This window comes from Streptomyces sp. SM10 (assembly GCF_002910915.1).
Classification (GTDB): domain Bacteria; phylum Actinomycetota; class Actinomycetes; order Streptomycetales; family Streptomycetaceae; genus Streptomyces.
In genome coordinates, this window is record NZ_NEUF01000088.1 from 66,124 (window position 1) to 92,313 (window position 26,190).

19 protein-coding genes are annotated in these 26,190 nt (G+C 71.0%); 3 read left to right on the forward strand and 16 right to left on the reverse strand.

Annotated elements, in window-relative coordinates; genetic code table 11:
- Window positions 1-22 precede the first annotated feature (22 nt).
- The 6 genes from B9S57_RS12405 to B9S57_RS12430 all read right to left on the reverse strand — a co-directional run bounded on the left by B9S57_RS12405 (window position 23) and on the right by B9S57_RS12430 (window position 6,449).
- Complete coding sequence (locus B9S57_RS12405) at window positions 23-652, reverse strand: hypothetical protein (protein WP_103515611.1); 630 nt, start codon at window positions 650-652, stop codon at window positions 23-25.
- A 58-nt stretch (window positions 653-710) separates the two neighbouring features.
- The gene (locus B9S57_RS12410; protein WP_103515612.1) at window positions 711-1,421 is read right to left on the reverse strand and encodes a ribonuclease HII; all 711 of its coding nucleotides are present in this window, start codon (window positions 1,419-1,421) and stop codon (window positions 711-713) included.
- 670 nt (window positions 1,422-2,091) lie between these two features.
- Entirely contained in the window at window positions 2,092-3,927 is a 1,836-nt protein-coding gene (locus B9S57_RS12415; protein WP_103515613.1) for a DUF4153 domain-containing protein, read from the reverse strand.
- A 231-nt stretch (window positions 3,928-4,158) separates the two neighbouring features.
- Window positions 4,159-5,070, reverse strand: a complete 912-nt coding sequence (locus B9S57_RS12420; protein WP_103515667.1) for an ADP-ribosylglycohydrolase family protein — start codon at window positions 5,068-5,070, stop codon at window positions 4,159-4,161.
- An 18-nt stretch (window positions 5,071-5,088) separates the two neighbouring features.
- Entirely contained in the window at window positions 5,089-5,748 is a 660-nt protein-coding gene (locus tag B9S57_RS12425) for a histidine phosphatase family protein (RefSeq protein ID WP_103515614.1), read from the reverse strand.
- A gap of 95 nt (window positions 5,749-5,843) precedes the next feature.
- Entirely contained in the window at window positions 5,844-6,449 is a 606-nt protein-coding gene (locus B9S57_RS12430) for a YdbC family protein (protein ID WP_103515615.1), read from the reverse strand.
- A 202-nt stretch (window positions 6,450-6,651) separates the two neighbouring features.
- On the opposite strand from B9S57_RS12430, the gene B9S57_RS12435 reads away from it, so the two are divergent.
- Window positions 6,652-7,182 (forward strand): TerD family protein, encoded by a 531-nt coding sequence (locus tag B9S57_RS12435; RefSeq protein ID WP_103515616.1) that lies wholly within the window; start codon window positions 6,652-6,654, stop codon window positions 7,180-7,182.
- A 183-nt stretch (window positions 7,183-7,365) separates the two neighbouring features.
- On the opposite strand, the gene B9S57_RS12440 is transcribed toward B9S57_RS12435, so the two are convergent.
- The 3 genes from B9S57_RS12440 to nrdR form a co-directional block, all read right to left on the reverse strand.
- Window positions 7,366-7,845 (reverse strand): hypothetical protein, encoded by a 480-nt coding sequence (locus B9S57_RS12440; protein ID WP_103515617.1) that lies wholly within the window; start codon window positions 7,843-7,845, stop codon window positions 7,366-7,368.
- A gap of 273 nt (window positions 7,846-8,118) precedes the next feature.
- The gene (locus tag B9S57_RS12445) at window positions 8,119-11,028 is read right to left on the reverse strand and encodes a vitamin B12-dependent ribonucleotide reductase (RefSeq protein ID WP_103515668.1); all 2,910 of its coding nucleotides are present in this window, start codon (window positions 11,026-11,028) and stop codon (window positions 8,119-8,121) included.
- 155 nt (window positions 11,029-11,183) lie between these two features.
- On the reverse strand, window positions 11,184-11,699 hold the full coding sequence (nrdR, locus tag B9S57_RS12450) for a transcriptional regulator NrdR (RefSeq protein WP_103515618.1): 516 nt from the start codon (window positions 11,697-11,699) through the stop codon (window positions 11,184-11,186).
- Between the two features lie 534 nt (window positions 11,700-12,233).
- Between nrdR and lexA the strand changes: the two genes are divergently transcribed.
- Window positions 12,234-13,031 carry a transcriptional repressor LexA gene (gene lexA, locus B9S57_RS12455; protein WP_103515619.1) on the forward strand — a complete coding sequence of 266 codons (798 nt, stop codon included), beginning with the start codon at window positions 12,234-12,236 and terminating at the stop codon, window positions 13,029-13,031.
- Between the two features lie 113 nt (window positions 13,032-13,144).
- Here lexA and B9S57_RS12460 read toward each other — a convergent pair whose 3' ends face one another.
- The 5 genes from B9S57_RS12460 to B9S57_RS12480 are packed head-to-tail and all read right to left on the reverse strand — an operon-like array spanning window position 13,145 to window position 21,294.
- The gene (locus B9S57_RS12460) at window positions 13,145-15,112 is read right to left on the reverse strand and encodes an ATP-dependent DNA helicase (RefSeq protein ID WP_103515620.1); all 1,968 of its coding nucleotides are present in this window, start codon (window positions 15,110-15,112) and stop codon (window positions 13,145-13,147) included.
- Window positions 15,113-15,162: 50 nt separating this feature from the next.
- Window positions 15,163-17,103, reverse strand: a complete 1,941-nt coding sequence (locus B9S57_RS12465) for an IucA/IucC family siderophore biosynthesis protein (RefSeq protein WP_103515621.1) — start codon at window positions 17,101-17,103, stop codon at window positions 15,163-15,165.
- 60 nt (window positions 17,104-17,163) lie between these two features.
- Window positions 17,164-17,922, reverse strand: a complete 759-nt coding sequence (locus B9S57_RS12470; protein WP_103515622.1) for a GNAT family N-acetyltransferase — start codon at window positions 17,920-17,922, stop codon at window positions 17,164-17,166.
- Window positions 17,923-17,960: 38 nt separating this feature from the next.
- Entirely contained in the window at window positions 17,961-19,874 is a 1,914-nt protein-coding gene (locus tag B9S57_RS12475) for an IucA/IucC family siderophore biosynthesis protein (RefSeq protein ID WP_103515623.1), read from the reverse strand.
- 28 nt (window positions 19,875-19,902) lie between these two features.
- A complete protein-coding gene (locus B9S57_RS12480) occupies window positions 19,903-21,294 on the reverse strand; it encodes a diaminobutyrate--2-oxoglutarate transaminase family protein (RefSeq protein WP_103515624.1) in 1,392 nt (463 codons plus the stop codon).
- 317 nt (window positions 21,295-21,611) lie between these two features.
- Between B9S57_RS12480 and B9S57_RS12485 the strand changes: the two genes are divergently transcribed.
- Window positions 21,612-22,823 carry a serine protease gene (locus tag B9S57_RS12485; RefSeq protein WP_103515625.1) on the forward strand — a complete coding sequence of 404 codons (1,212 nt, stop codon included), beginning with the start codon at window positions 21,612-21,614 and terminating at the stop codon, window positions 22,821-22,823.
- Between the two features lie 135 nt (window positions 22,824-22,958).
- Here B9S57_RS12485 and hflX read toward each other — a convergent pair whose 3' ends face one another.
- Window positions 22,959-24,467: a GTPase HflX gene (hflX, locus tag B9S57_RS12490; protein ID WP_103515626.1), complete on the reverse strand. Its 1,509-nt coding sequence runs from the start codon at window positions 24,465-24,467 to the stop codon at window positions 22,959-22,961.
- A gap of 133 nt (window positions 24,468-24,600) precedes the next feature.
- Window positions 24,601-26,091: a M1 family metallopeptidase gene (locus tag B9S57_RS12495; protein ID WP_103515627.1), complete on the reverse strand. Its 1,491-nt coding sequence runs from the start codon at window positions 26,089-26,091 to the stop codon at window positions 24,601-24,603.
- Window positions 26,092-26,190 lie beyond the last annotated feature (99 nt).

A 26,190-nucleotide genomic window follows, 5' to 3' on the forward strand; every position in this document is an offset into this window, starting at 1 on the left:
CCGGGACCCACGGGTCTACGGCTCAGACTCCGGCGCCGAGCGCGGAGTTGATCTTCTGCGGGTCTCCGCAGGCGACGAGCAGCTCTCCGGCGCGCTCCCGCATGTCGGAGAGCGCACGGGCCGCCGAGTCGTCCAGGTCGCCGTTGACCGCGACGACGACCACGGAACGCGAGGCGCATCGGCCGGCGTTCACCGTGCGGGCGAAGAACACGTCGTCACCCGCATCGTGCTGGGCCCAGTACGCGGCCTCCCCGAAGGAGAGCTCGTGAGCGGCCCAGGGGTGCTGATCGGCGGTGGTGAGCACCAGGATGTCGCCGGGTGCCCGTCCGGAGTCGAGCAGGAGGTCGACGGCCTCGTCGGCTGCGTCGACGGCGCCGCCGGCCGGAGCCGGAATCAGCTGGAGCTGTGCTGCGGAACGATCCACCGCCTGCTTGCGTCCGGCGGCAGCAGGAGCGGCAGGTGTGGGATGCGGGCGCGGCGCCGGGGGCGCGGGCCGTGCGGGTCCACGGCCCGGGCTACCGGGGCGGGGCGTGGCCGCGGAACGCGGGCCAGGTACGGGACGGGGGGTCGGCGCGGTGCGGCCGGCGGCCGGAGTGACGCGGGGACCCTGGGCGCTCTCGGGAATCTGAGGCTCCTCGGGGATAAGAGGCATGAATGGTGGTCTTTCACGGCCGACGCGCACGCGTCGGCGGCTGGGTGCGCCTGGGCGATCAGAAGTCGAAGCCGAGCTGGCCCCCGCTTTCCAGTGCCGCCGCCTCGGCGGAGAAACGGACCTTTTTCAGGTGCTGCCACTTGGGCAGCGCGTCGAGATAGGCCCAGCTGAGACGGTGGTGAGGTGTGGGCCCTTGCTCCTCCAGCGCGGCCCGGTGGACCGGTGACGGATAGCCGGCGTTCGCGCCGAAGGCGAAGTCTGCGTACTGCCCCGTGTCCGCGCCCAGTTCGGCCATCATCGCGTCCCGGCGGACCTTGGCGATCACCGAGGCCGCGGCGACGGCGATACAGGACTGGTCACCCTTGATCACGGTACGGACGTTCCAGGGCGGTCCGAGGTAGTCGTGCTTACCGTCGAGGATCACGGCGTCCGGTCGGACGGGCAGGGCCTCGAGCGCCCTGACGGCCGCGAGGCGGAGCGCCGCGGTCATGCCGAGATCGTCGATCTCCAGGGGTGACGCGTGCCCCAGCCCGTAGGCCGTGACCCACTTCTCGAGCGTCGGGGCGAGTTCGGCCCGGCGCCTGGGACTGATCAGCTTGGAGTCGGTGAGGCCCTCGGGGGGTCTGCGGAGACCGGTGACAGCCGCGCACACGGTGACGGGGCCGGCCCACGCTCCGCGTCCGACCTCATCGACACCGGCGACGGTCCTGGCACCGGAGGTAGCGCGCAGTGAGCGCTCGACGGTGTGCGTGGGTGGTTCGTACGGCATGGCGCCTGCCAGGGTACGCCGATGGAGGCGGCAAGAACACCCCGGGGCACCGCCCGGCGGACCGACCCGTGTCCGGTCGTGTCCGGAAGGCCATCGACGGGTGCACGGAACGGCCGGACGACGACCTCGGAGCCGAAGGGAAGGCGACGTGACCCGGCCGGCCGCCCAGATGCCGCCGAGATCCATCCATTCACATACGCACACGCGAGGAAGTGCACGCACGCCGCCAGGCCCCACCACCGGCACCGTCGACCTCGGCTAGACCTGGACACTCCAATTTTCCCGATTCCGAAGGATCAATAGCCATGGAAGGGCGATCGCGAGCTGAATCCTGCGATCGAAAATCATCTCGGAAAGCACCTTCAGCCGACACCGACATCACATACGCGAACACCCGAGAGGTCTCCACTCCCGGGCGGACCACCGAAGGTGAGGGCATCCCGCACGGGCCGCAGGACGCCGAGGACGCCACCGGATCACCGCCTCGCTTCGCCACGGCCTCACCGGATTCGGTCCGCGTCCTCCGAACACGTCGAACAGGACTGCTCGTTCGAAGCGTTCGGAAAGTCCGCCGCAGGCCGGCCGCCGTCCGAGTGTCCGCGTCCGCCGAGTCCGCCTGCGTGCTGCGTGCACCGATCCGGCGGAGCGAGCCGGCCGCCCTCCGGGCCGCTCAGTACGGATCGTAGGAGTCCTCCTCCTCGTGACCGCCTCGCTCGTCGGCCTCCTGCCCGAGGCTGTAGCACTCGGTCCCGTGATACTGGACGGAGGTCTCCTCCAGGATGTCCCGGGCCCTGGCCTCTCCCCAACTGGTGGCGTACCACGGGGTGTCCTCGACGGCGAGGTCGCGCTGGAAGTGCTCCAGCACACAGGACCTCAGCGGCTCCGGCAGCTTGTCCAGCGCCGGGACGGCATCCGCGGAGAGTCCCTTCAGGTACTCGATGTCGATGGTCGCGTCGCTCGTCCTGTCGTCGGTGTACCGCTGGACGTTCTGCTCGGCGATCAGTCCGTCCGGCGAGAGCAGCCCGAAGACGAGCACGCCGACGGCGGCGCTCGCCGCGATCGCACGCGGAAGCATCCTGGCTCCGAAGACCCCTGCCGCGATGATGAGGACCAGCACCACTCCGAGCCAGAGTTCCACGGCGGCCACGGAGATCCGGAGGCGGGTCAGCCCGAAGGCGTCGACGTAGAGGTCCATGCGACGCAGCGCGGAGGCCACGACGACGAGGGTGAGCACACACAGGACGCCGAGGACGCTGCGCACCAGGGTCCGGTCACGCGGTCCTCCCCGCGGTGCCCAGCGCAGGGCGAGCGCGATGACGAGCAGAGTCAGGACGGTGGCCCACAGCAGTTGCCAGAAGCCCTGGCGGGCGTATTCGGCGGGCAGCAGGCCCGTCTCGTCCAGAACCTTGTCGTAGCCGCCGAGGAGCACGACGAGCTGAAGCGCGAGGAACGCCGCGAAGAGCAGGTTGAGCACGATCAGCGGAATCGCCCACTCCAACCTGTTCCTGGCCCTGCCCGGGCGGACGGTGACGCCGTCCCAGCGGACCGGAGCGGCAGCGCTGTACGCGGCGGCCAGAGCGCCTGCCGCTCCCAGGACGAAGAGGAAGGGGCGCCAGGGACTGTCACCGACGGACACATCGGGGGTGAGACTGCCCAGCAGGTCGGCGAAGGCGGCATCCGCGGAGGCGAAGAGCGCACCGAAGACGATGAGGAGCACCGCCGCCACCGCAGCGCTGCGCACCACGGTGCGCGCCCGGCCCCCGGAGTCGCCCGCACGGTCGCGCAGCCCGCGCCACCCCCAGCGCACGCCGCCGGCGACCGAGGGGAACAGCCCCAGCGATCCGAGCAGCACACCGGGCCAGCTGCGGCTTCCGTGCAGGGCGAGCGAGCCCAGCGCGAGGGCCGACACCACTGCGAGGAAGACCGGCCACCCCGCTTCCCGGAGTGCCGGAATCGCCAGGAGCGCCAGGCCGCCCACTGCCCAGACGGCGGTCCAGGGGCGAAGTACGCGCCCTGCCGAGCGTGCGGCGAAGAACGCCGCCAAGGCCGCGGGCACGGCCACGATCAGCAGGTTGGCCCCCAGGCCTTCGCCGAGCAGCAGGGCGCTGAGCAGGGCCGTGGCCAGGACCGCCCAGAGGGTCGCCGGCGGGACCGCGGGTGGGGACGGATGCCGCAGCCGGGACAGCACACCGGGGGGCTGGGGCCGCTTCTGCCCCCCGCGTTGCCAGACGTCCGCCGCCCCCTGCGGCGTCCGGAGGTAGGCGGGCACCTCCGGTACCTCCGGCACGTCCGGGCCTGTGCTCCGCGGCGGAACCGGCGATACGGAGGCCGACGCCGGCTTTCCCGCCGGCGCCCGCGTCCGGCGGAGATCCTCGGGCGAGGCCTCGCTCTTCGGCTCGGCGGTGGCGCCGGACGGGAGACGGGCTCCGGACGCGGATCCCTCCGCGCCACCGCTCTCCGGTGGCGTCTCGGGCCGGCTGGACGTGCCGGACGACTGATCGGACATTGGGACCCCTCCCCCGACCGGGGTCCGCTCGCACGGCCACATCGCGGCACGACGGCCCCGGCGTCTCTAGGCGCACGCCCACCAAGATCGATGAGGGCGGCGTGGCCGAAAGAGTAAGGCCCGCACAAGCGCTTCAACCGTTCGGGGTCCCCGCTGTGGCAGGACCGTGACAGTGAACAGAACCGTGCCGGCCGAAGTGACGGGTCCCGGCCAGGGCCTCCGGATCCGAGATCAGCGACGCGCCGGGGAGAGGGGAACCCAGTCGGGCAGTTGCTCCGTACGGGTCAGCCAGTCGGCGGGAGGCGCCCCCAACGGTTCCGCGGCGACGATTCCGCCGACGATGGCGCACGTGGTGTCCACGTCTCCGCCCGCCTGCGCCGTCACCCAGAAGGCCTGCTCGAAGTCGCCGAGACTCCGCGCCGCCGACCACAGGGCGAAGGGCACCGTGTCGTGGGCGCTCGTACGGCGTCCGTTGCCGAGCACTGCGGCGACCGTCCCCGCGTCCCTGTAGTCGAGCATGTCGCGGGCCCTGCGCAGCCCGGCGCCGACCGCGCTGCGCGGGATGAGGGCGACGACACCGTCGAGCAGGTCCTCGGGCGCCGGAGGACCTCCCGGAGCGGCGACGAGGGCGGCCGCCGCCGCGACGGCCATGGCCCCCACGACGGCTTCGCGGTGCTGATGGGTGGTGTACGACGAGATCTCCGCCTGGTGGGTGGCCTGTTCCGGGTCGTGCGCGTACCAGGCACCCAGCGGTGCGATACGCATCGCCGACCCGTTGCCCCAGGAGCCCTGCCCCTGGAAGAGCGCGGACGCCAGCTCACGCCAGTCGCCGCCTTCCCGCACCAGCCTCAGCAGCCGGTTCACCGCGGGGCCGTAGCCCCGGTCGAAGTCGTGGTGCCGGGCGAAGGAGTGGGCCAGCGCGTCCTGGTCGATCCGCTCGTGCGCGGCCAGCACGGCCAGCACGGAGCAGGCCATCTCGGTGTCGTCGGTCCACTGCCAGTCGTCGGGCGGCAGGTCCCGGGTCTTGAGCAGGGGGTAATGGGCCGGGACGAAGAACTGGGAGCCGAGGGCATCTCCCACGGACAGTCCACGCAGGCTGGCCAGAGCGCGCTCGAAGCGGTCGGAAGCAGAATCAGCGGTCATGGTCATCGCACTCCCACTCTATCCGCTGATGCCGTAGGGCTCAGGGGTGCGCCATCGCTCGAAGGGCCGGTCGAGCGTATAGCTGCCGTCCTGACCGAGCAGCAGCGTCCTGGACTCGCCGTTTCCCGGGTTGGACAGTGATTCGAACTCGGCCACCGACCAGTGGAACCAGCGCATGCAGAAGAGCCGCATGGTCAGCCCGTGGGTGACGAGGAGCACGTTCGGGGGATGGTCGGGGGCCTCGAAGCTGCGGTGCAGACTCTCCAGGAACGCATCGACCCGGTCGTACACATCGGCCCCGGACTCGCCCTGCGCGAAGCGGTAGAAGAAGTGCCCGTACGCGTCCCGGTAGGCCTTCTGCAGCCTGACGTCGTCCCGGTCCTGCCAATTGCCCCAGTCCTGCTCGCGCAGCCGGGGTTCCTCCCTGACGCGCACACGGTCCGGGGCGAGGCCGAAGGCCCTGAACGTCTCGTGTGTGCGCCGGTAGGGCGAGATGTAGACGCTGACGCGCTCGTCGCCGAACGTCCCACGCAGACGGGAGCCCGTCGCCGCCGCCTGGCGCAGACCCTTCGGCGTGAGCCTGAGCGCGTGGTCGGGCTCACGCTCGTAGACCGTGTCGTCGGCATTGCCCTCGGACTCACCGTGGCGGACGAGGACGATGCGTTGCGGTCGTGCCATGCACCGACCCTAGATGCCGTCCGACATGATCGAGCGGCTGTGCGGGCTCGATCGGGCGTATGTGACCAAGGGAACGCGGGCTCGGGCGCGGATGATCAGACCGTCCACGAGGGTTCGAGCTGCACCACGTCCCCCGTCAGCGCCTCGACGTCCCGCTCGGTCTCCGCCCGCGCCGTGAGCCGTGCGAGGCCCTCGGGCCTGTACTTGCCGCGCTCGGCGCTCGACTGCCACATCGACAGCACGAGGAACTCGTGCCCCGGAGCTTCCCCGAAAACGCCGCGCAGCATTCCGGGCGATCCCGCCATGGCGGGGTTCCACACCCGTTGCTGCATGAGCGCGAAGTGGTCGACGCGGTCCTCGTGGACGCGGCTGTGCGCCACCCTGACGACGTCCGCGTCGGTGAAGACCGGCTCGAAACCCGTCTTCACGTCGAAGCGGTACTCGAAGAGCTTCACGCGCATGTCCTTGTACGTCCCGGACCGGGAGGCGGCGAGCCGGTCGTGACCACGGGCCATGAAGGAGTCGTAGAAGACCCGGTTCTCCCAGAACGCGAAGACATGGGCGACTTCGGGCTGCCCTCGGCTCCACCCGCCGCTCTGCCCCCGGAATCCCGGCTCTTCGAGCAGCCCCGCCCACTTCCGCTGCCCCCGCTCGAAACCGCGACGGTCGACCACGGTGCAGCGAATCCACTTGACCAGCACCGCGCCATCGTACGGCGCCGGGCATGGCGCGGGTCACGCCCCGGCCTGCCCCGGAGGGGCCCGCACCGGCATCGCGCGGCCCCGTCCCCGCCGTGGCCCGAATGTGACGTCCGAATCCAACACGGTTGGATTCACGGACAGTTACGGACATGATCTGAGGGCGGAAGAGGTCTGTCGGCCCAGCAGCGAGGAGACGTGTCCGATGAGCACTCCCAACAAGGACATCGAGAAGGTCGAGGTAAGGGTCAAATGGGACCCCAGCGCCACCGGTGAGCCCGCCAACGACCTCGACATCATCGCGGCCACGTACGGGACGGACGCGCCGTACGGCAGCCCTGTCTACCTCGTGCACTTCGACAGCAGGTCGCCGGACGGGACGATCACGCTGAACCGGGACAGCCGGACGGGGCAGGGGTACGGCTTCGACGAGGTCATGACGCTGGAGCTGGACCGACTGTCGGACACGTACGCCAGGGTCGTGGTCGGCGTCGCCATCCAGCAGCGTGACGGGCACAAGACCTTCGGCCAGATAGACCACACGGCCGTGCAGATCCGCGAGGGCTACACGAATCTGGCCGAGGACGACTTCTCCGGGGTGCCGTCCGCCACGGCCGCGGTCGTCGCCGAATTCGTCCGGGACACCGCGGGGTCGTGGGGCTTCCACGGGGCGGTCCGCGGATTCGACGGCGACCCCGGCTCGTTCGCCGCGACGATGGGGAACCGCCCCGGCTGACACCCGGCACACCTCCCCGGTCCCCGCTGGGGCACAGAAGAAGGATCAAAGATCGTGCTGATGAGGCCGGTGCCCTTCGGCGGCTTCTTCGGGGGCCCGGCCCACAGGTCGGCGAGGCGGTGCACCGCTGCTTCCACGAGCGGTGCCACCCCTCTCCCGCACGGGCGCGTCTTCCTGCGCCCCTCAGGACCGCAGCCAGGGGTAGCCGAGCCGATCGACGGATTCCTTCGAGCCTCCGCAGACCTCGGCGGCCTCGCGGGGGTCCTCGGCCGTGATCCGGGCGCAGAGGCGTCCGGCCTGTTCGGCGGGATCGTCCCCGGTGACCGGGACGGTCATCCTGAACCGGAGCCAGGGGCGGCCCTCCGTCATCGCGGCCCGGCCGGGATGGAACAGGAAGACCGTGATCCGCTCGGGCTCCCAGGACCAGGCCGAAACAGCTGACAGCTCGCAGTCCCAGGCCGCCAGCCGGTCGGCGTGTGCACGGAGCCCCTGCTCCAGCAGCCGCGCGACCGTCCGGGACGGCCACTCCCGGCCGAGGTCCTCGGCGGCCCGGCGGAGCTCGGCCTCGTACTGACCGGCGTCGAACCTGAACTCCGGGGGACCGAACTCGTCGTCGTCCGGATTGCGGCCAGGACGTCCCGCCCGTCGACGACGGGCCCGCACTCCACCGCCCCGTGCGTCCCGAGCGGTGGCACGACGACACGGAGGAACAGACGAGGTTCTGTGGTCACGGCCCGATGGTCCCGGAGCCGGGGCTCAGCCGGGATTCCTCCCGGACCGACCGAAAGGCTGTGCGGGCCGGGCCGTTCACCGGCCGGACGGTGTCGCGGGCACGGCGAAGGGGACCGGCCGTCGGCCGGTCCCCTTCGTCAGCTGCTGGTCAGCCGCCCGCGGCGGCCGCGCCGGACGAGGTGTCCGGCGCGGCTCCGCCCCGTATCAGCTGCAGCCGCTGGTCGACCCGCAGCCCTCGCAGATGTAGCAGGAGCCGGCGCGCTGCATCTTCGTCCCGCACGAGAAGCACAGCGGTGCGTCCGCGCTGATGCCGAGCTGCATCTCGACCAGTTCGGCCGAGGTGTGCGCGGCCTTGGGGGCCGGCTTCTCGGCGGCGCTCTCCTCGGGAGAGGCGACGGCCTTCAGCGGCTCCACACGCACGGGAGCGGACTGGGCCAGGCTCTCCACGTCGAGGTCCTGGTCCCCGAAGGCCGGCTCGTACGAACCCGTGTCGAGGTGACGCTGACGCTCCTCGGCCGAGTGGATGCCGAGCGCGGAGCGCGTCTCGAACGGCAGGAAGTCGAGCGCCAGGCGGCGGAAGATGTAGTCGACGATCGACTGCGCCATCCGCACGTCCGGGTCGTCCGTCATACCGGCCGGTTCGAAGCGCATGTTGGTGAACTTGGAGACGTAGGTCTCCAGCGGCACGCCGTACTGCAGACCGACCGAGACCGCGATGGAGAAGGCGTCCATCATGCCCGCGAGGGTGGAACCCTGCTTGGACATCTTCAGGAAGACCTCGCCGAGACCGTCGTCCGGGTAGGAGTTGGCGGTCATGTAACCCTCGGCGCCGCCCACCGTGAAGGAGGTGGTGATGCCGGGACGGCCCTTGGGCAGACGCTTGCGGACCGGGCGGTACTCGACGACCTTCTCGACCGCGGCGCGGATGGTGTCCTCGGCCTTGGCCGTGACCGCGGTCTTCTCCTTCTCCTTGGTCTTCGCGGAGAGGGGCTGGCCGACCTTGCAGTTGTCGCGGTAGATCGCGAGCGCCTTGACGCCCATCTTCCATGCCTCGAAGTAGACCTCCTCGACGTCCTCGACGGTGGCCGTCTCCGGCAGGTTCACCGTCTTGGACAGGGCGCCGGAGATCCACGGCTGGATCGCCGCCATCATCCGGACGTGGCCCATGGCCGAGATGGACCGCTCGCCCATGGCGCAGTCGAAGACCTCGTAGTGCTCGGTCTTGAGACCGGGGGCGTCGATCACGTTGCCGTTGTCGGCGATGTGGGCGACGATCGCCTCGATCTGCTCCGGCTGGTAGCCGAGGCGGCGCAGGGCCTGCGGCACCGTGCCGTTGACGATCTGCATCGAGCCGCCGCCGACGAGCTTCTTGAACTTGACCAGGGCGAGGTCGGGCTCGAGGCCGGTCGTGTCGCAGGACATCGCGAGACCGATGGTGCCGGTCGGGGCGATGACCGAGGCCTGGGCGTTGCGGAAGCCGTTCTTCGCGCCGAGGCGGATCACGTCCTGCCAGGCCTCCGTGGCGGCGGCCCAGACCGGCGAGTCCAGGTCGTCCACGTGGACGGCCACGGCGTTGGCGTCGGAGTGCTGCTTCATGACGCGCTGGTGCGGCTCGGCGTTACGGGCGTAGCCGTCGTACGGGCCGACGACCGCGGCCAGCTCGGCGGAGCGGCGGTAGGACGTGCCGGTCATCAGCGAGGTGATGGCGCCGGCGAGCGCACGGCCGCCGTCGCTGTCGTACGCGTGGCCGGTCGCCATGAGCAGGGCGCCCAGGTTGGCGTAGCCGATGCCCAGCTGACGGTAGGCGCGGGTGTTCTCGCCGATCTTCTGGGTCGGGAAGTCCGCGAAGCAGATCGAGATGTCCATCGCGGTGATGACCAGCTCGACGACCTTGGCGAAGCGCTCGGCCTGGAAGGACTGGCGGCCCTCGCCGTCGTCCTTGAGGAACTTCATCAGGTTCAGCGAGGCCAGGTTGCACGAGGTGTTGTCCAGGTGCATGTACTCGCTGCAGGGGTTCGAGCCGTTGATGCGGCCGGACTCCGGGCAGGTGTGCCACTTGTTGATCGTGTCGTCGTACTGGATGCCGGGGTCGGCACAGGCCCAGGCGGCCTCGGCCATCTTACGGAAGAGGGACTTCGCCTCGACCTCTTCGATGACGTCCCCGGTCATACGGCCACGCAGGCCGAACTTCCCGCCGGCCTCGACGGCCTTCATGAACTCGTCGTTCACGCGGACCGAGTTGTTGGCGTTCTGGTACTGGACGGACGTGATGTCGTCGCCGCCCAGGTCCATGTCGAAGCCCGCGTCACGCAGGGCGCGGATCTTCTCCTCCTCCTTCACCTTGGTCTCGATGAAGTTCTCGATGTCGGGGTGGTCGACGTCGAGGATGACCATCTTGGCCGCGCGGCGGGTGGCGCCACCGGACTTGATCGTTCCTGCGGAGGCGTCGGCACCGCGCATGAAGGAGACCGGACCGGAGGCGTTACCGCCGGAGGAGAGCAGCTCCTTGGAGGAGCGGATGCGGGAGAGGTTCAGGCCGGCGCCGGAGCCGCCCTTGAAGATCATGCCCTCTTCCTTGTACCAGTCGAGGATCGACTCCATGGAGTCGTCGACGGCCAGGATGAAGCAGGCCGAGACCTGCTGCGGCTGGGGCGTTCCGACGTTGAACCACACCGGCGAGTTGAAGCTGAAGATCTGGTGCAGGAGGGCGTACGCCAGCTCGTGCTCGAAGATCTCGGCGTCGGCGGGGGAAGCGAAGTAGCTGTGGTCCTCGCCGGCCTTCCGGTACGTCTTCACGATCCGGTCGATCAGCTGTCGCAGACCGGTCTCGCGCTGCGGCGTACCGACAGCCCCCCGGAAGTACTTGCTGGTGACGATGTTGACCGCGTTCACCGACCAGAAGTCGGGGAACTCGACGCCACGCTGCTCGAAGTTGATCGAGCCGTCGCGCCAGTTGGTCATGACGACGTCACGGCGCTCCCACGCGACCTCGTCGTACGGATGCACGCCGGGGGTCGTGTGGATGCGCTCGATGCGCAGGCCCTGCTTGGTCGCAGTCGACTTGGCTCCCTTGGTGCGGGTACCTCGTGCCGGGCCGCTCGCCGTCTCTGTCATGCCGCCTCCCATATGTGGGCAAAAACGCCCTGAAGTGCCCAGTTCTTCCCAGGGCACAGTGTGTGTCTGATGCTCCGGACGCCACGCGCAGCGTCTCGGAACAGGTCTGGTGCCGCCCGCCGCCGGCCGCAGGCCCCTGCGGTCCGGCCCGGTGATCAATCAGCGGCGACTGCGGCGGGGGCGGGGACCTCGGGGGTCTCGCCGCTCCCGCATGGTTCCGCGCGGGGCCGCTCCTCGCGGAGCTCCGCGATGGCGGTCTCGAAGTCTTCGAGCGAGTTGAACGCCCGGTACACCGATGCGAAACGCAGGTACGCGACCAGGTCGAGTTCCTGCAGGGGGCCGAGTATGGCCAGACCGACGTCGTGTGTCGTCAGCTCGGCGCTCCCGGTGGCCCGGACGGCCTCCTCGACCCGCTGGCCGAGCTTCGCCAGGGCGTCCTCGGTGACCGGGCGCCCCTGGCATGCCTTACGGACCCCCGAGATGACCTTGGTGCGGCTGAAGGGTTCGGTCACGCCGCTGCGCTTGACCACCATCAGCGAGCAGGTCTCCACCGTCGTGAAGCGACGGGAGCAGTCGGGGCACTGACGGCGCCGTCGGATCGACGTCCCGTCGTCCGTCGTGCGACTGTCCACGACCCGGCTGTCGGGGTGCCTGCAGAAGGGGCAGTGCATGTCTCCGAACCCTCCTTCACAGCACGACTGAATAGCCCTCTCGGGCCCCTCACGGACCCTCGACGACAGCCACAAGCATAGGCGATGAACTCCGCCCCACAGGACCGGGGACCACTAGTTGTGGGTGGCGATAGCAGCACAACCACTACATCTAGGGTTTTGCCTCGCCTCCACCCTCCGCGCGTGTCGCGCTCCCCCAGGGCCGGAGGGCAGCCTACGGCCAGGCACGAGGGTACGGGAAACGCGCCACGGCCAAGGCCCCGGGGGCCCCGGACCGCGGGTCACCCGGACCCCGGCCGGCGCGTCGCGGCACGCCGGGGAACGCGCACCCCGGACATGGGATCGGGCCGGGGAAACGCTAGCGTGAACCCCGTCGGTCACCACGTGATTCCGGGCCCGACGCATCACCTCATACACCCCTCGGTAATCCCGCGAGGGCCCTTTATTTGTTTTTCACTCGAACGTGTGTTTGGCGCAACCTTTCGAAAGCTACTACCGTTGCCTAACCAGGGAGACCATTCGAGAGGGGCCGACGTGACCACCACCGCAGACAGTGCCACCATCACTGCCCAGGACCACCGCTCCCAGGGCCGACTTGAGCCGGTGCATGCCATGAATGACTCAGTCATGAACGCGGAAGGGCCTGAGCCCTCGCGACCCGCACGCTCCTTGCCCGGCCGCCCTCCAGGAATCCGGGCGGACAGCTCGGGGCTCACGGACCGGCAGCGGCGCGTGATCGAGGTGATCCGGGATTCCGTGCAACGGCGGGGCTATCCCCCGTCGATGCGCGAGATCGGTCAGGCGGTGGGACTGTCCAGCACCTCGTCCGTCGCCCACCAGTTGATGGCCCTGGAGCGCAAAGGCTTCCTGCGTCGCGACCCCCATCGTCCGCGCGCCTACGAGGTCCGGGGCTCGGACCAGCCCAGCACGCAGCCGACGGACACCACCGGGAAGCCCGCCGCCTCGTACGTGCCGCTGGTCGGCCGGATCGCGGCCGGAGGGCCGATCCTCGCCGAGGAATCCGTCGAGGACGTCTTTCCGCTCCCCCGCCAGCTCGTCGGTGACGGGGAGCTCTTCGTGCTGAAGGTCGTCGGCGACTCGATGATCGAAGCGGCGATCATGGACGGGGACTGGGTCACCGTCCGGCGCCAGCCCGTCGCGGAGAACGGCGACATCGTCGCGGCCATGCTGGACGGCGAGGCCACGGTCAAGCGCTTCAAGCGCGAGGACGGCCACGTATGGCTGCTCCCGCACAACTCCGCCTATCAGCCGATCCCTGGTGACGAGGCGACGATCCTCGGCAAGGTCGTGGCGGTGCTGCGGCGGGTCTGACTTCGCCGGTTCGGACTGGGCCCCGGGATCTCTGCGCCGATTCCGGGGCCCTGACATGTCCGGCCACCTCTGGTGCCCTGGGCGGACCGCCCAGGGGCCCCGGCGCGGTCAGGTCACTGCGCGGTCCTGGCCGCGGCGTCGATGGCCGCGAGCGAGCGTCGCGCCTGGTTCCGGTCCGTGGTGTACCAGAAGTCGGGCAGCGAGGCGCGGAGGTAGCTTCCGTACCGGGCGTTCGCCAGCCTGGGGTCGAGCACCGCGACGACGCCCTTGTCCCCCATGGCCCGGACGAGCCGGCCGGCGCCCTGCGCCATGAGCAGCGCCGCATGGGTGGCGGCCACCGCCATGAAGCCATTGCCCCCGGCCTCCTCGACCGCCTTCTGGCGGGCGCTCATCAGCGGGTCGTCCGGCCGCGGAAAGGGGATCCGGTCCATGACCACGAGCTGACAGCTCGGCCCGGGCACATCGACGCCCTGCCAGAGGGACAGCGTCCCGAACAGGCAGGTCTCGGGGTCCGCGGCGAAGTTCTTGATGAGCTCGCCGAGCGTCTCCTCGCCCTGCAGCAGGACCGGCTTGTCCTGCCTGTCGCGCATCTCCTCGGCCGCCGCCTGGGCGGCCCGCATGGACGAGAAGAGGCCCAGGGTGCGACCGCCCGCCGCCTCCACCAGCTCGGCCAGCTCGTCGAGCATGTCCGTGCGGGATCCCTCCCGGCCGGGCGTGGCCAGGTGCCGGGCGACGTAGAGGATGCCCTGCTTCGGGTAGTCGAACGGCGAGCCGACGTCGAGGCCCTTCCACTGCGGGATGTCCTCGCCCGCCGTGCCCTCGGGCGCCAGCCCCAGCGAGGCCCCCACACCGTTGAAGTCGCCGCCGAGCTTGAGCGTGGCCGAGGTCAGCACCACCGAGCGGTCGGCGAAGAGCTTCTCGCGCAGCAGCCCGGACACGGACAGCGGTGCGACCCGGACGGACGCCCCGAAGCGGTCGTGGCGCTCGTACCAGACGACGTCGTACTCGGAGCCCTGTGTGATGCGCTCCGCGACGCCGTGGATGGACTCCACCGACGCCATGGCCTGTTTGCGCACCGCGTCCTCGTCCTGGACGGACTTGTCCCGGGTGCCGCCGAGGGCGGAGATCACCGTACGCGCGGCGTCGCGCAGCGCCATCAGCGCGTAGCCGAGGTCTTCCGGCACCTCTTCGAGGCGCCCCGGGAGCGCCAGCTCCATGACCCGCTCGAACCCCTCCGACGCGGTCAGCAGGGCGTCGGCCGCCTTCTCGTTGACCAGTTTGGCCGCGCGGCGCACCGCCCGGTTCACCTGGCCGGGGGTGAGCTCGCCGGTGGCCACCCCGGTGACCCGCGAGACCAGCTCGTGGGCCTCGTCGACGATGAGCACCTCGTGCTTGGGGAGCACCGGGGCGCCCTCGATCGCGTCGATCGCGAGCAGGGCGTGGTTGGTCACGACGACATCGGCGAGCTTGGCCCGCTCACGGGCCGCCTCCGCGAAGCACTCGGCGCCGTAGGTGCACTTGGTGGCGCCGATGCACTCCCGCGAGGAGACGGAGATCTGGGCCCACGCGCGGTCCGAGACACCCGGCGTCAGATCGTCCCGGTCCCCGGTCTCCGTCTCGTCCGACCAGTCGCGCAGGCGCAGCAGGTCCTGGCCGAGCCTGCTCGACGGCGCCGCCGCTTCGAACTGGTCGAAGAGGCCTTCCTCCTCGTCCTGCGGCGCTCCCTCGTGGAGCCGGTGCAGACAGAGGTAGTTCGACCGGCCCTTGAGCATCGCGAACTGGGGCCGGCGGCGCAGCAGCGGATGCAGCGCCTCGACCGTGCGCGGAAGGTCCCGCTCCACGAGCTGGCGCTGGAGGGCCAGCGTCGCCGTGGCCACCACGACCCGCTCCCCGTGTGCCAGCGCCGGCACGAGGTAGCCGAGGGACTTGCCGGTGCCGGTGCCGGCCTGGACGAGTAGATGGGCGTTGTCGTCGACGGCCTCGGCGACGGCCTCGGCCATGGAGACCTGGCCGGGCCGTTCCGTACCGCCGACGGCGGCTACGGCGGCGTGGAGGAGCTCGGGGAGAGATGGCTTCGTCATAGCCCGTCCACCCTAAGGCTCCCCACTGACACCATCGGCCGGTCCCGGCCTCACGCGGTGAGATGAAGCGGGTTGGGGACCACGCCGTGGACGGCGGCGTGGGGGCGCTCGGGCCGGTCACGGTATCCGTCCAGATGCAGACGGTTGCGGTTCAGACACAGCCGCTCGATCGTCGGCGTCAGCATGTCGAAGATCTCGAAGCGCTCCTTGAGCTCGGGGAAACGAGCGTGATGGCGCAGGATCTCCGCACGGACGAGTGACCAGAATTCGTCCTCCGGCACGTCCAGCTGCTCCTCGCAGAGGGGGGACAGGTAGCGGAAGACGCCCACGAAGAGTCCGGAGTGGATGAACTGCGTGAGGAAGGACGGATCCTCCGTGAGCAGGATGGCCCGCACGTCCTCGGGCATCGTGTCGTGCTCGGGCAGCGGCCGGGCGCTGACGTTCACGTCGTCGACGAAGTCCTTGATCGCGAGGCGGACGGGTACGTCGTTCTCGTCGAAGACGACGATGGCGTTCTCGCCGTGCGGGGAGAACACCGTGCCGTAGCGGTACAGGAAGTGCAGCAGCGGGGGCAGCAGGGAGGCGAAGAGCCGGGTCAGCCAGGCTCCCGGGTTCAGGCCGGAGCGGGCCACCAGTTCGGCGGTGAAGGAGCGTCCGTCCGGGTCCGTGTGCAGGAGCGAGGCCAGCGTGCGGGCGCGTTCACCGGGTACGAGCCTCGGATGGAGGGGCTCCCTCCAGATCGCCCCGAGGATCTCCTTGAACTGGTACGGCGTCTCCGGGAGGTGGTCGTAGAGCGGATGCTCGACCGTCACCGAGGCGACCTCTCCGAGCAGGATGACGCCGCAGGTGTCCCTGAGGAAAGCATCGCCTTCGCAGAGCCCCTGGACCCACGCGGTGACCGCCGGGGCGGCGAGCGTGCGTTCGGTGGGCAGGCCCCGCCAGACGAGGGTGTTGAGGATCGACAGGGGCAGCTTGACCGTGTGCCGGTCGGGCCGCCCCACGTTGGTGAAGGTACGGATGGACTGCTGCGGGAGCCGGAGGTCGCCGTCGGTGTGCAGGGGCACGATGTCGCCGTCCGCGATCGCGGGGGCGAAGAGCGGGACGATCCACTCGTCCCACTGCCACGGGTGCACGGGGAGGAAGAGGTACTCCGCGGGGTCGAGTCCCCGTCCGCTCAGGACCGCGGTGAACGACTCCCGGACGTCCGGATCCAGTTCCTGCTCGTAGAGGTCCCCGGAGGTGGCGACACGGCCCACGCCCCGGTAGCCCGCTATACGGGTGCTGACGGCGATCCAGGGCAGTGCGGCGGCGGACCGGGCCTCCGGGGTGAAGCGGGCCGCGTCGGCCGCGGAGAACCCGAGGCGGCCCTTGTTCGCCACGAGCCAGGGGTGTCCCGTCTGGTGCCCTTCGAGCTCGGCGTAGGGGAGTTCGGCGAGGCGCGCGGCACCGAGCGCGGTGTGGTCGAGCCGGGCGTCGGCGGTGAGCGTCGCGGTGAGGTCGCGGATGAGGTGGCCGAGGGTGGCGCCGTCGAGCCCGAGGAGACGGCGGCCACGGGCGAGAAACCGCAACGGGTCGCGGAAGGGTGCGCCGTCGGCGTTCGTGCGCGTGGGGCTCCCGGGGTTTCCGCCCCCCGCACCGTCGGCGTTCGCGACACCGGCGGCCCCTGCGACACCGGCGCTCCCGGCGTCGGTGTCCCGGGCGGTGAGCTCGCGGATGGACGCGGGATCGACGCGCCAGCTGCCGTAGACACCACGCCGGGCCCGGAAGATCAGGGCTGCCCCGTCGTCGAGGGGCAGGGTGTATGCGCGGGTCCGCCCCGCACCGTCGTCCGTGAGGGGTGCGGGGGTGATGACTTCCTCGTAGGCGAACTCACCGAGCATCTTGGCGAGGAGCCTCGCCGCCGCCCGGTCCCAGACCGTCCGGTTGAGTTCCGGAGTGTCGAGCGGCCTGTGTGGCTCCGCCGGATGATGGCTCGCAGGATATGTCGGCACGGGGACTCCTCCGGGTGGGACCGATGGGGTTCGAGCAGGACGTGTGGTGCGGCGAGTTGTTCACAGGTGGTCACGGTGGGCTCGGTCACGCACCATCAGGGCGGCGCGCTTGTCGGGCAGGTCCACTTCCCCGTAGAAGCGGAAGCCGGCGCTCAGGAAGGCGGACACGGACGGGGTGTTGCGCAGGTCCGGCTCCGCGACGACCCGTCCGCAGAGTGGACGGTTGTCGAGCACGAGGTCGGAGACGGCTCTGAGCAGTACGGTGCCGATGCCCCGTCCGCGGTTGCCCACACCGCCGATCAGGAGGTGGACCCCCATGTCGTGGGGGCGCGCCGGATAGTGGCGGGCCAGGGGGTCCAGATCCGCCCGGTAGATCTCCCAGTAGCTCATGGGCGATCCGTCGAGGACGCCGAGGCAGGGCACGCTGCGGCCGTCCCCGGTGAGCTGGTGGCCCAGGTGGGCGGCGGTGACCGACTCCGGTCCGGCCAGCTCCCAGAAGGCGGCGACCGCGGGGTCGTTCATCCAGCGGCTGATGACCGCCAGGTCGCGTCCGGCTTCCACCGGGACGAGTTGGAACACCCCGGCCGAGGTGGTGACGGGGCTCCATGTGCCGGGGCTGCCCACGAGAACGGAGGCGTCGGCCGCCGGGGCGGACCGGGGGTCGTCACCGAGCAGGGCGAGGAGTTCCTCGGTGAGCCGCAGCTCCAGGGTGTCCTCGCTGTCGGTGGCGTCGGACGGGACGGCCCCGGTTCCGGCACCGGCACCGGCACCGGCACCGGCACCGGTGTGGGCATCGGTGTGGGCATCGGCTTGATGCACCGTGACGCTCTCCTCTCGCAGGTCAGGGGTGATGTCGTTCAGCTGCGGAGGGGGTTGGCGATGGTGACGTACACGGACTGGGTGTCGACCGGTCCGACCAGTTCGTCGAGGCCGTGCATCCGGGTCAGGAGGTTCGCCTTGCACCGCAGCTGCCCGGTCTCCAGGAGGTAGCCCGGCAGGGGGGAGCCCAGCGGGACGGCTCCTTCGAGGAACCTGCGGAACGCGGCGAGGAGGAGCTCCTCGTCGGCGAGCCGCTGGGCTCCGAAGGCCCCGATCAGCCCGAACACGTTGTTGATGCCGAGGTAGTAGGCGAGCCGCTCGTCGGTGACGTCGTCGGAGACGAAGGTGTCGCTGACTGCTCCGATGCCCGGCAGACGGCGCTCGAGTGCGGCACGGTGGGACTCACGGAAGTAGTAGCCCTGGTTGTCGCGGTATCTGCCGCCGACCGGCCAGCCGTCCCCGTCGAGCAGGACGAGCGTGTTCTGCTGGTGCGCCTCCAGGGCGACGCCGGCGTGGGCGTCGAGCCAGAGGACGGGGAGGACCACGCGGTCGAGGTAGCGCAGGAACCACTCGGCGCAGACGGCTCCGGTCGTACGGCCCGTGCGGGCGGCGAGCGAGGAGACCGTGTCGGCGAGCCGCGAGTGTGTGCCCGGACGGCCGGGCCACGGGCGGGGGGCCGTGAGTCCGGCGATGCACACCGCGTCGTCGGCCGGGCCGAACGGGTTGTGACGGAGCATCACGTCGAGGCCGGGGACGGCGCTCCCGTCCGGGTGGTCGACGGCCAGCCATGCGGGATCCCGGACGATGTCGAAGCCCGGGTGTGCCTCCCGCCACCGGTCGGCCAGTCCGGTACGGAGCAGCCGGTGGACCTCGGCCCCGCGGTGGAGTTCCTTGCGGAGGTTCTCCCGGCGGGAGTTGGTGATGCGGACGCCCAGGGAGAGCTTCAGCATGAGGTCGCAGCCGGGCCGGTGCACGGTGCGGACGGAGGAGGTGGGGTGCCAGCGCTCCCCGTACGGGCCGAGGTCGTGCAGGAGGCCCTTCTCGCACAGCGCGACGACCTCGGGGCGGCGCAGGACCTCCGCGGCCTGCCATGGGTGGAGCGGCAGGGCCGCGGTCCCGTCGGGAAGGCGCAGCCCTTCGGCGTGGGGTGCGAGGAGCGCCTGGGCCGGGACGGTCCTGCCGGCCTTCGTCCATGCCGAGTCCGTGGCCAGCACGGAGTGGTCCACGGCCATCCAGTGGAGCGGGAACGAGCCACGCAACTCCGGTGAGTAGAGATGTGCTTCGGACTCGGAGAGGCCTTCGCGGCTCTTGGGCGTGGGATGCAGGGGGTGGCCCAGGACGAGGGACTGCTCGGCCGCGAGGAAGAGGTCGGCCCCGGACGGCGCGGTGGGGGCGGTGCGCCGGTCCGCGAGGAAGGCAGCGGTGTGCCGTACGGAGTCGGCGACCCTGGCCACCAGGTCGGTCCCGGCGTTCCGCTCGCACTCGCGGCTCAGCAGTGCGGCCACGGTGACGGCGTCGGCACCCGGGGCGCCGGCCGGCGCGTTCTCGAGTGCCGGAGTCCCGAAGCGGTGCCAGCCCGTGGCCGACCAGTGGACGACGGGGACCAGGAGCGCGGTGCCGCTCGCGGGGAGCGGGATGCGCAAGGTGCCCCCCTGCGGCCGGGGCAGGTCCTTCTCCCTGGTCCAGCAGCGCAGCAGGTTCTCCGCGCCGGCCGAGTCCGCGGCCCTGAGCGGGTCCGGATGGTCGAGCGGGTCCTGCTCCGTGTGCCCGGGGCGGTCCGCAGGCGCGGCCCCCGTCCGGGCGCCGGCCCCGGTACGCGGGGCTCCGTGCGGTCCGGCCTTCTGACGCGGCACGGTCGTCGACTCGACGGCCAGGGGCGCGTCCGGCAGGTCATGTCCTCGCTGCTGGCTGGTGAGGGGGCCGTCGGCCTCGGGCGCAGGGGTGGGGTTCACGGCGGTCTTCCTTGTGAGGGTTCCGGGATCAGCGGGTCGGCCCGGCAGCGGCCCGGCGGTACGGAGAGCGCTCGGCCGCTCTCAGCGCGTCGGCGAGACGGTCGACGACCGCCGTGGCCTGTTCGTCGGTGAGCGTGAGAGGAGGGAGCAGCCGGACCACGGCGCTGTGGCGTCCGCCGAGTTCGACGATGAGACCGCGGTTCAGGCACTCCTGCTGCACCGCGGCGGCGAGGGCGGGGTCGGGCGGCGGGGCGGAGCCGTTCTCGGCGGTGACGGTGAGCGGCTCGGCCTCGGGGTCCACGAGTTCGATCCCGATCATCAGGCCCCGGCCCCGGACGTCGCCGATGCTCGGATGGTCCGTGCTCAGCGCCTGGAGCCTGGCGAGCATGCGCGCCCCCAGCGTCCCGGCGCGCTCGGCCAGCCCGTTCTCCCTCACGTACGAGAGGGTCGCCGCACCGGCCGCCATGGCGAGCTGATTGCCTCGGAAGGTGCCGGCGTGGGCGCCGGGCTGCCACAGGTCGAGCTCCGAGCGGTAGACGATCACCGCGAGGGGCAGTGAGCCGCCGATGGCCTTCGAGAGCACCATCACGTCGGGCACGACACCGCTGTGCCCGACCGCCCAGAACGCGCCGGTCCTGCCGACCCCGGTCTGCACCTCGTCCGCGATCAGCGCGATGGAACGCTCCCGCGTGATCTCCCGCATCCGGCGCATCCAGCCGTCCGGAGCGGGGTTCACCCCGCCCTCGCCCTGGACCGGTTCCAGGATCATGCCGGCCGGGGCCGGCACACCGCCCTTGGGATCGTCCAGGAGGTACTCGGTCCAGCGGGCGGCGAGCTCCGCGCCACGCTCCCCGCCGGCCCCGAAGGGGCAGCGGTAGCTCTGCGGGAAGGGCAGCCTCGTCACCCGGACGTCGGGGGCGCCCCCCGAAGCGGCCAGGGCTCCAGCGGTCATGCCGTGGTAGGCGCCGGTGAAGGCGAGGAGTTCGCTGCGCCCGCTCGCCGCCCGGACCAGCTTGAACGCCGCCTCGACGGCGTCCGTGCCCGCGGGGCCGCAGAACTGGATCCTGGCGTTGTCGGCCAACTCCCGCGGGAGCGTGGCGAACAGCTCCGTGGTGAAGGCGTCCTTGACGGGTGTGGCGAGATCGAGCACGTGCAGCGGGGCCCCGGAGTCGATGACCTTTCGGATGGCCTCGAGCACCACGGGGTGGTTGTGACCGAGCGCCAGCGTGCCCGCCCCTGACAGGCAGTCGAGATACCGGCGGCCGTCCGCGCCCTCGATGGTCATGCCCCGCGCGCGCACGGGCACGATCGGCAGCGATCGCGCATAGGTGCGGGCCGCCGATTCACGCAGCGCCTGGCGCCGCAGAATCCCCTCGTGGGCAGGGGATAGTGCCACCGGAGCTGGTTCGGTCACGGCCACGGCTGTCGGTCCTCCTGCTGTCACAGTTGCGTTGCGCCTCGGTACGGTCCCTGAGGGCAGACTGCGCCGATGAACGCCGTCCTGGTGTCCCCCGTACGTACCAACGACGCGAACGGCAGGAGATCACGGGTAAATCGGAAGATCCTTGCGCAGGGGGAACCGTGGCCCTGCCGAGCGCCGTCCCCATCGGCACCGGCATAGTAGGGGCCGCGGTCGGGACGGAGCCGCCGTTCCGCGGGGCGTGCCTCGCGTCCCGAGTCCGCAGTGCAGTGCCGAAGTCAGTGACGAAGTCCCAGGGGGATCACCAGATGCGACCCATGCGCCCGACCGATACCGCACGCCGCGGGGGGAGCGCCCGTCGCACCCCCCGGGTGTTCGCCGCAGCCGCCCTCGCCGCGGTCCTGACGCTCACCGCCACGGCCTGCGGACCGGAGGAGGACGGCGCGATCAGTGAGCCGAGCAGCTCCACCGGCCAGGCCTCGGACGGGAAGGTCGTGATCCCGGACGACCTCAAGGACCGTCTCAAGGAGCACGGGATCGACCTCGACAAGTGGAGGGACGGCGAGTGGAGGAACTGGGACAAGGACACCTGGCTGCGTGAGGCCAGGGACTACGTCAACCCGATCATCGAGGACCTCTGGGACCCGGACCGGATGCGGGACGCCGACAAGCCCCCCGAGAACCCCGTCGACAACGACATCTCCGGCGACGAGGGCGTGACGGACCCGACCCCGGTCCCCGTCAGGGCGGCGAACCTGCCGACGCCGTACCACGGCAGCGCTCCGGCGTCCGGCAAGCTCCTGTTCGACGGCCCCGAGGGGTCGATGGTCTGCTCGGCGACCGTGGTGCAGGACCCGGCCCACCCGGGCAAGTCCAACATGGTGTGGACCGCCGGGCACTGCGTGCACGCGGGCAAGGACGGCGGCTGGTACCGCAACATCGCCTTCGTCCCGTCGTACAACGACAGCGGCATGTCGACGGCGGAGCTGGAGAACGCCTCCAAGGAGGAGATCGCCCCCTACGGCGTGTGGTGGGGCCAGTGGGCGCAGACCTCCGACGAGTGGATCAACCAGGGCGCCGCGACCGGTGGCCAGGGCGCTCCCTACGACTTCGCGGTCCTGCAGGTCGCACCCGAGAAGGGCTCGACGGGCAAGTCCCTGGAGGAGACCGTCGGTTCGGCGCTCCCGGTCGATTTCAACGCACCGGCCGTCCCGGAGATCGACAGCATGACGGCGACCGGCTATCCGGCGGCCCCGCCCTACGACGGCCAGAAGGCTCTGCAGTGCACCGACGGGCCGGGCCGCCTCGCCGTGTTCGAGCAGCAGCCCACGATGTACCGCATCGGGTGCACGATGACCGGCGGGTCCTCGGGAGGCGGCTGGGTCGCCGAGGGCCAGGACGGCAAGCCGGCTCTGGTCTCGAACACCTCCATCGGCCCGGTGACGGCGGGCTGGCTGGCCGGCCCCCGTCTGGGCGAGGAGGCCAAGTCCGTCTACGAGGCCGTCAGCAAGAAGTACGCGGGACAGTAGGACGCCGCGCCGGGTCCCGGCCGGAGCTGCCTGCCGGGACCCGCGGGCACGGGCGGCGAACGCCGGGCCCGCACACACCGGAGGCCGGGCTCCCCTCGCTGTGGGGGGAGCCCGGCCTCCGGTGTGTGCACCGTGTCAGTGGGCCGCCGGAACGAAGGCGGCCAGGTCCGCTCCGAGTTCCTCGTGGACCCGTGCCTTGAGCAGCGTGCCCTCCGGGGTGTGCTCCTCGGAGATCACCTCGCCCTCGGCGTGCACCCGGGAGACGAGTCCGCCCTCGGTGTAGGGAACGAGTGCCTCGATCTCCACGGAGGGCCGCGGCAGTTCGGCGTCGATGAGCGCGAGCAGCTCGTCGATGCCCGCGCCGGTCCGTGCCGACACCGCGATCGCGTGCTTCTCGGTGCGCAGCAGACGCTGGAGCACGAGCGGGTCCGCCGCGTCCGCCTTGTTGATCACGACGACCTCGGGCACGTCGACGGCGCCGACCTCCCGAATCACCTGGCGCACGGCGGTGAGCTGCTCCTCCGGCACCGGGTGGGAGCCGTCCACCACGTGCAGGATGAGGTCGGACTCGCCGACCTCCTCCATGGTGGAGCGGAAGGCCTCGACCAGGTGGTGGGGCAGGTGCCGCACGAACCCGACGGTGTCGGCCAGGGTGTAGATCCGGCCGCTCGGTGTCTCGGCCCGGCGCACGGTCGGGTCGAGGGTCGCGAACAGGGCGTTCTCCACGAGGACACCCGCGCCGGTGAGCCGGTTGAGCAGGGAGGACTTCCCCGCGTTGGTGTACCCGGCGATCGCCACCGAGGGCACCTTGTTGCGCTTGCGCTCCTGGCGCTTGATCTCGCGGCCGGTCTTCATCTCCGCGATCTCCCGGCGCATCTTCGCCATCTTCTCGCGGATCCGCCGACGGTCCGTCTCGATCTTGGTCTCACCGGGACCACGGGTGGCCATGCCGCCACCGCCGCTGGAACCGCCGCCGCCCATCTGGCGGGACAGCGACTGGCCCCAGCCGCGCAGGCGCGGGAGCATGTACTGCATCTGTGCCAGCGAGACCTGCGCCTTGCCCTCACGGGACTTGGCGTGCTGGGCGAAGATGTCAAGGATCAGGGCGGTCCTGTCGACCACCTTGACCTTGACGACGTCTTCCAGATGGATCAGCTGGCCCGGGCTGAGCTCTCCGTCGCAGACGACGGTGTCGGCCCCGGACTCGAGAACGATGTCGCGCAGCTCCAGTGCCTTGCCCGAGCCGATGTAGGTGGCCGGGTCGGGCTTGTCACGCCGCTGGAACACGGCGTCGAGGACCTGGGCACCGGCCGTCTCGGCCAGAGCCGCCAGCTCCGCGAGGGAGATCTCCGCGTCATGGACGGTTCCCGATGTCCAGACACCGACGAGCACCACGCGCTCCAGGCGCAGCTGCCGGTACTCGACCTCGGTGACGTCCTCGAGCTCGGTGGAGAGACCGGCGACGCGGCGCAGGGCCGCACGCTCGGAGCGGTCGAGCTGGTCGCCGTCCCGCTCTCCGTCGATCTCGTGGCTCCAGGCGACGTCCTCTTCCATCAGGGCGTCGGCCCGAAGGCTCTCGGAATCGGTCTCCGGGGCGCTCTTGGCGTCCTGCGCGTCCTGGGGAAGGGAGGAAGAGGAGGTCATTGGATCCTTACGTCGATAGAAGTCCGATACGTCAGTCACAACGCGTGACCCCGCCGGAAGATTCCCCGGGGGGAGACCGTCCGGCCGGCCGCCGTGCCGACGCGTCGATAGTGGCATGTCCGCGCCCGGAGCGTCACTCGGGTTTCGGTGCCCGCGCGGGGGTCCGCCCGGCCGCGGTGTTCCGGGGTGTCCCGCTGCGCCAGTCCGGGTGTCCCGGCATGGGCGGTGTCTTCTTCCCGTACAGCCAGCCGTCGAAGAACGCCGTCAGGTCCCGTCCCGCGATGCTCGACGCCAGGGTGGTGAACTGCCGGGTGGTCGCCGAGTCGTCGCGGTACGCACGCACCCAGCTCCGCTCCAGGCGGTCGAACGCGGCCTCGCCGATCTCCTCGCGCAGCGCGAAGAGGATGAGGGCGCTCCCGTCGTACACGACCGGCCTGAACAGGCTGATCTTGTGGTCTGGGGTGGGGACGTCGGGCCGGGCGGGCGGGCCGCCCGCGGCGCGCCAGGCGTCGGAGCGGGCGTAGGCCTCGCGCATCCGCGGCTCCAGCGGCTTCTTCGCGTGCTCCTCCGCGTAGCGGGCCTCGTACCAGGTGGCGTGTCCCTCGTTGAGCCACAGGTCGGACCAGGACCGCGGGGAGACGCTGTTGCCGAACCACTGGTGGGCGAGCTCGTGCACCATGACCGAGTCGACGTACCACTCGGGGTATCCGGTGCCGGTGAACAGGGAGCGTTCGAAGAGCGAGAGGGTCTGGGTCTCCAGCTCGAAGCCGGTCTCCGTGTCGGCGACCAGCAGTCCGTAGGTCTCGAACGGGTACGGTCCGACCTGCTTCTCCATCCAGTCCAGCTGTGCCGGGGTCTTCTTCAGCCAGGGCTCCAGCTTCTCGCGGTCGGCCGCGGGCACCACGTCGCGCACCGGCAGTCCGTTCGGTCCGGTGCGGCGCAGGACGGTGGAGCGGCCGATGGACACCTGGGCCAGTTCGGTCGCCATCGGGTGCTCGGTGCGGTAGCTCCAGGTCGTCGCGCCGCCGTGGTGCCGCTTTCCGGCGGGGACCCCGCCCGCCACCACGGTGAACTCCTTCGGCGCGGTCACCCGGAAGGTGAAGTAGGCCTTGTCCGCGGGGTGGTCGTTGCTGGGGAAGACCCGGTGGGCGGCATCGGCCTGGTTCGCCATGGCGAGACCGTCGGCGGTGGGGACCCACCCTCCGTTGGCCTTGTCCCCCGTCGGATCGCTCGTGTGCCGGACGGTGATGCGCAGCGGCGACCCTGCCGGGAGCGGAGCGGGGGCGTCGACGACCAGGTCCTCGCCCGCGGTGGCGAACTCCGATGTCCGCCCGTTGACCTCGACGGTGCGCACGGCGCCCCGGGCGAAGTCGAGGTTGATCCGTTCCAGGGCCGCGGTGGTGCGTGCCTCGATGGTGGTGACGGCGTCGAGCGGCTTGGTGTTGCTGCCCTTGTAGATGAGTGAGATGTCGTACGCGAGGACGTCGTAGCCCGGGTTTCCCAGGTGCGGGAAGAGACGGTCGCCGATGCCGAGCGGTTCGGGTGCGGGCAGGGTGGCGGCGACGAGGGTGACCGACGCGGTGGCCAGCAGAGCGGCACGCAGTCGGCGCGAGGTGAGCGGCATGGACTACGGCTACCAGCGCGCATGGTCCACGCGGGGGTGGCGCGCGCCGCACCACCCGAACGGGGTCGCCGGGACGCGGCAAGGAGAGGCCGGGCGGCG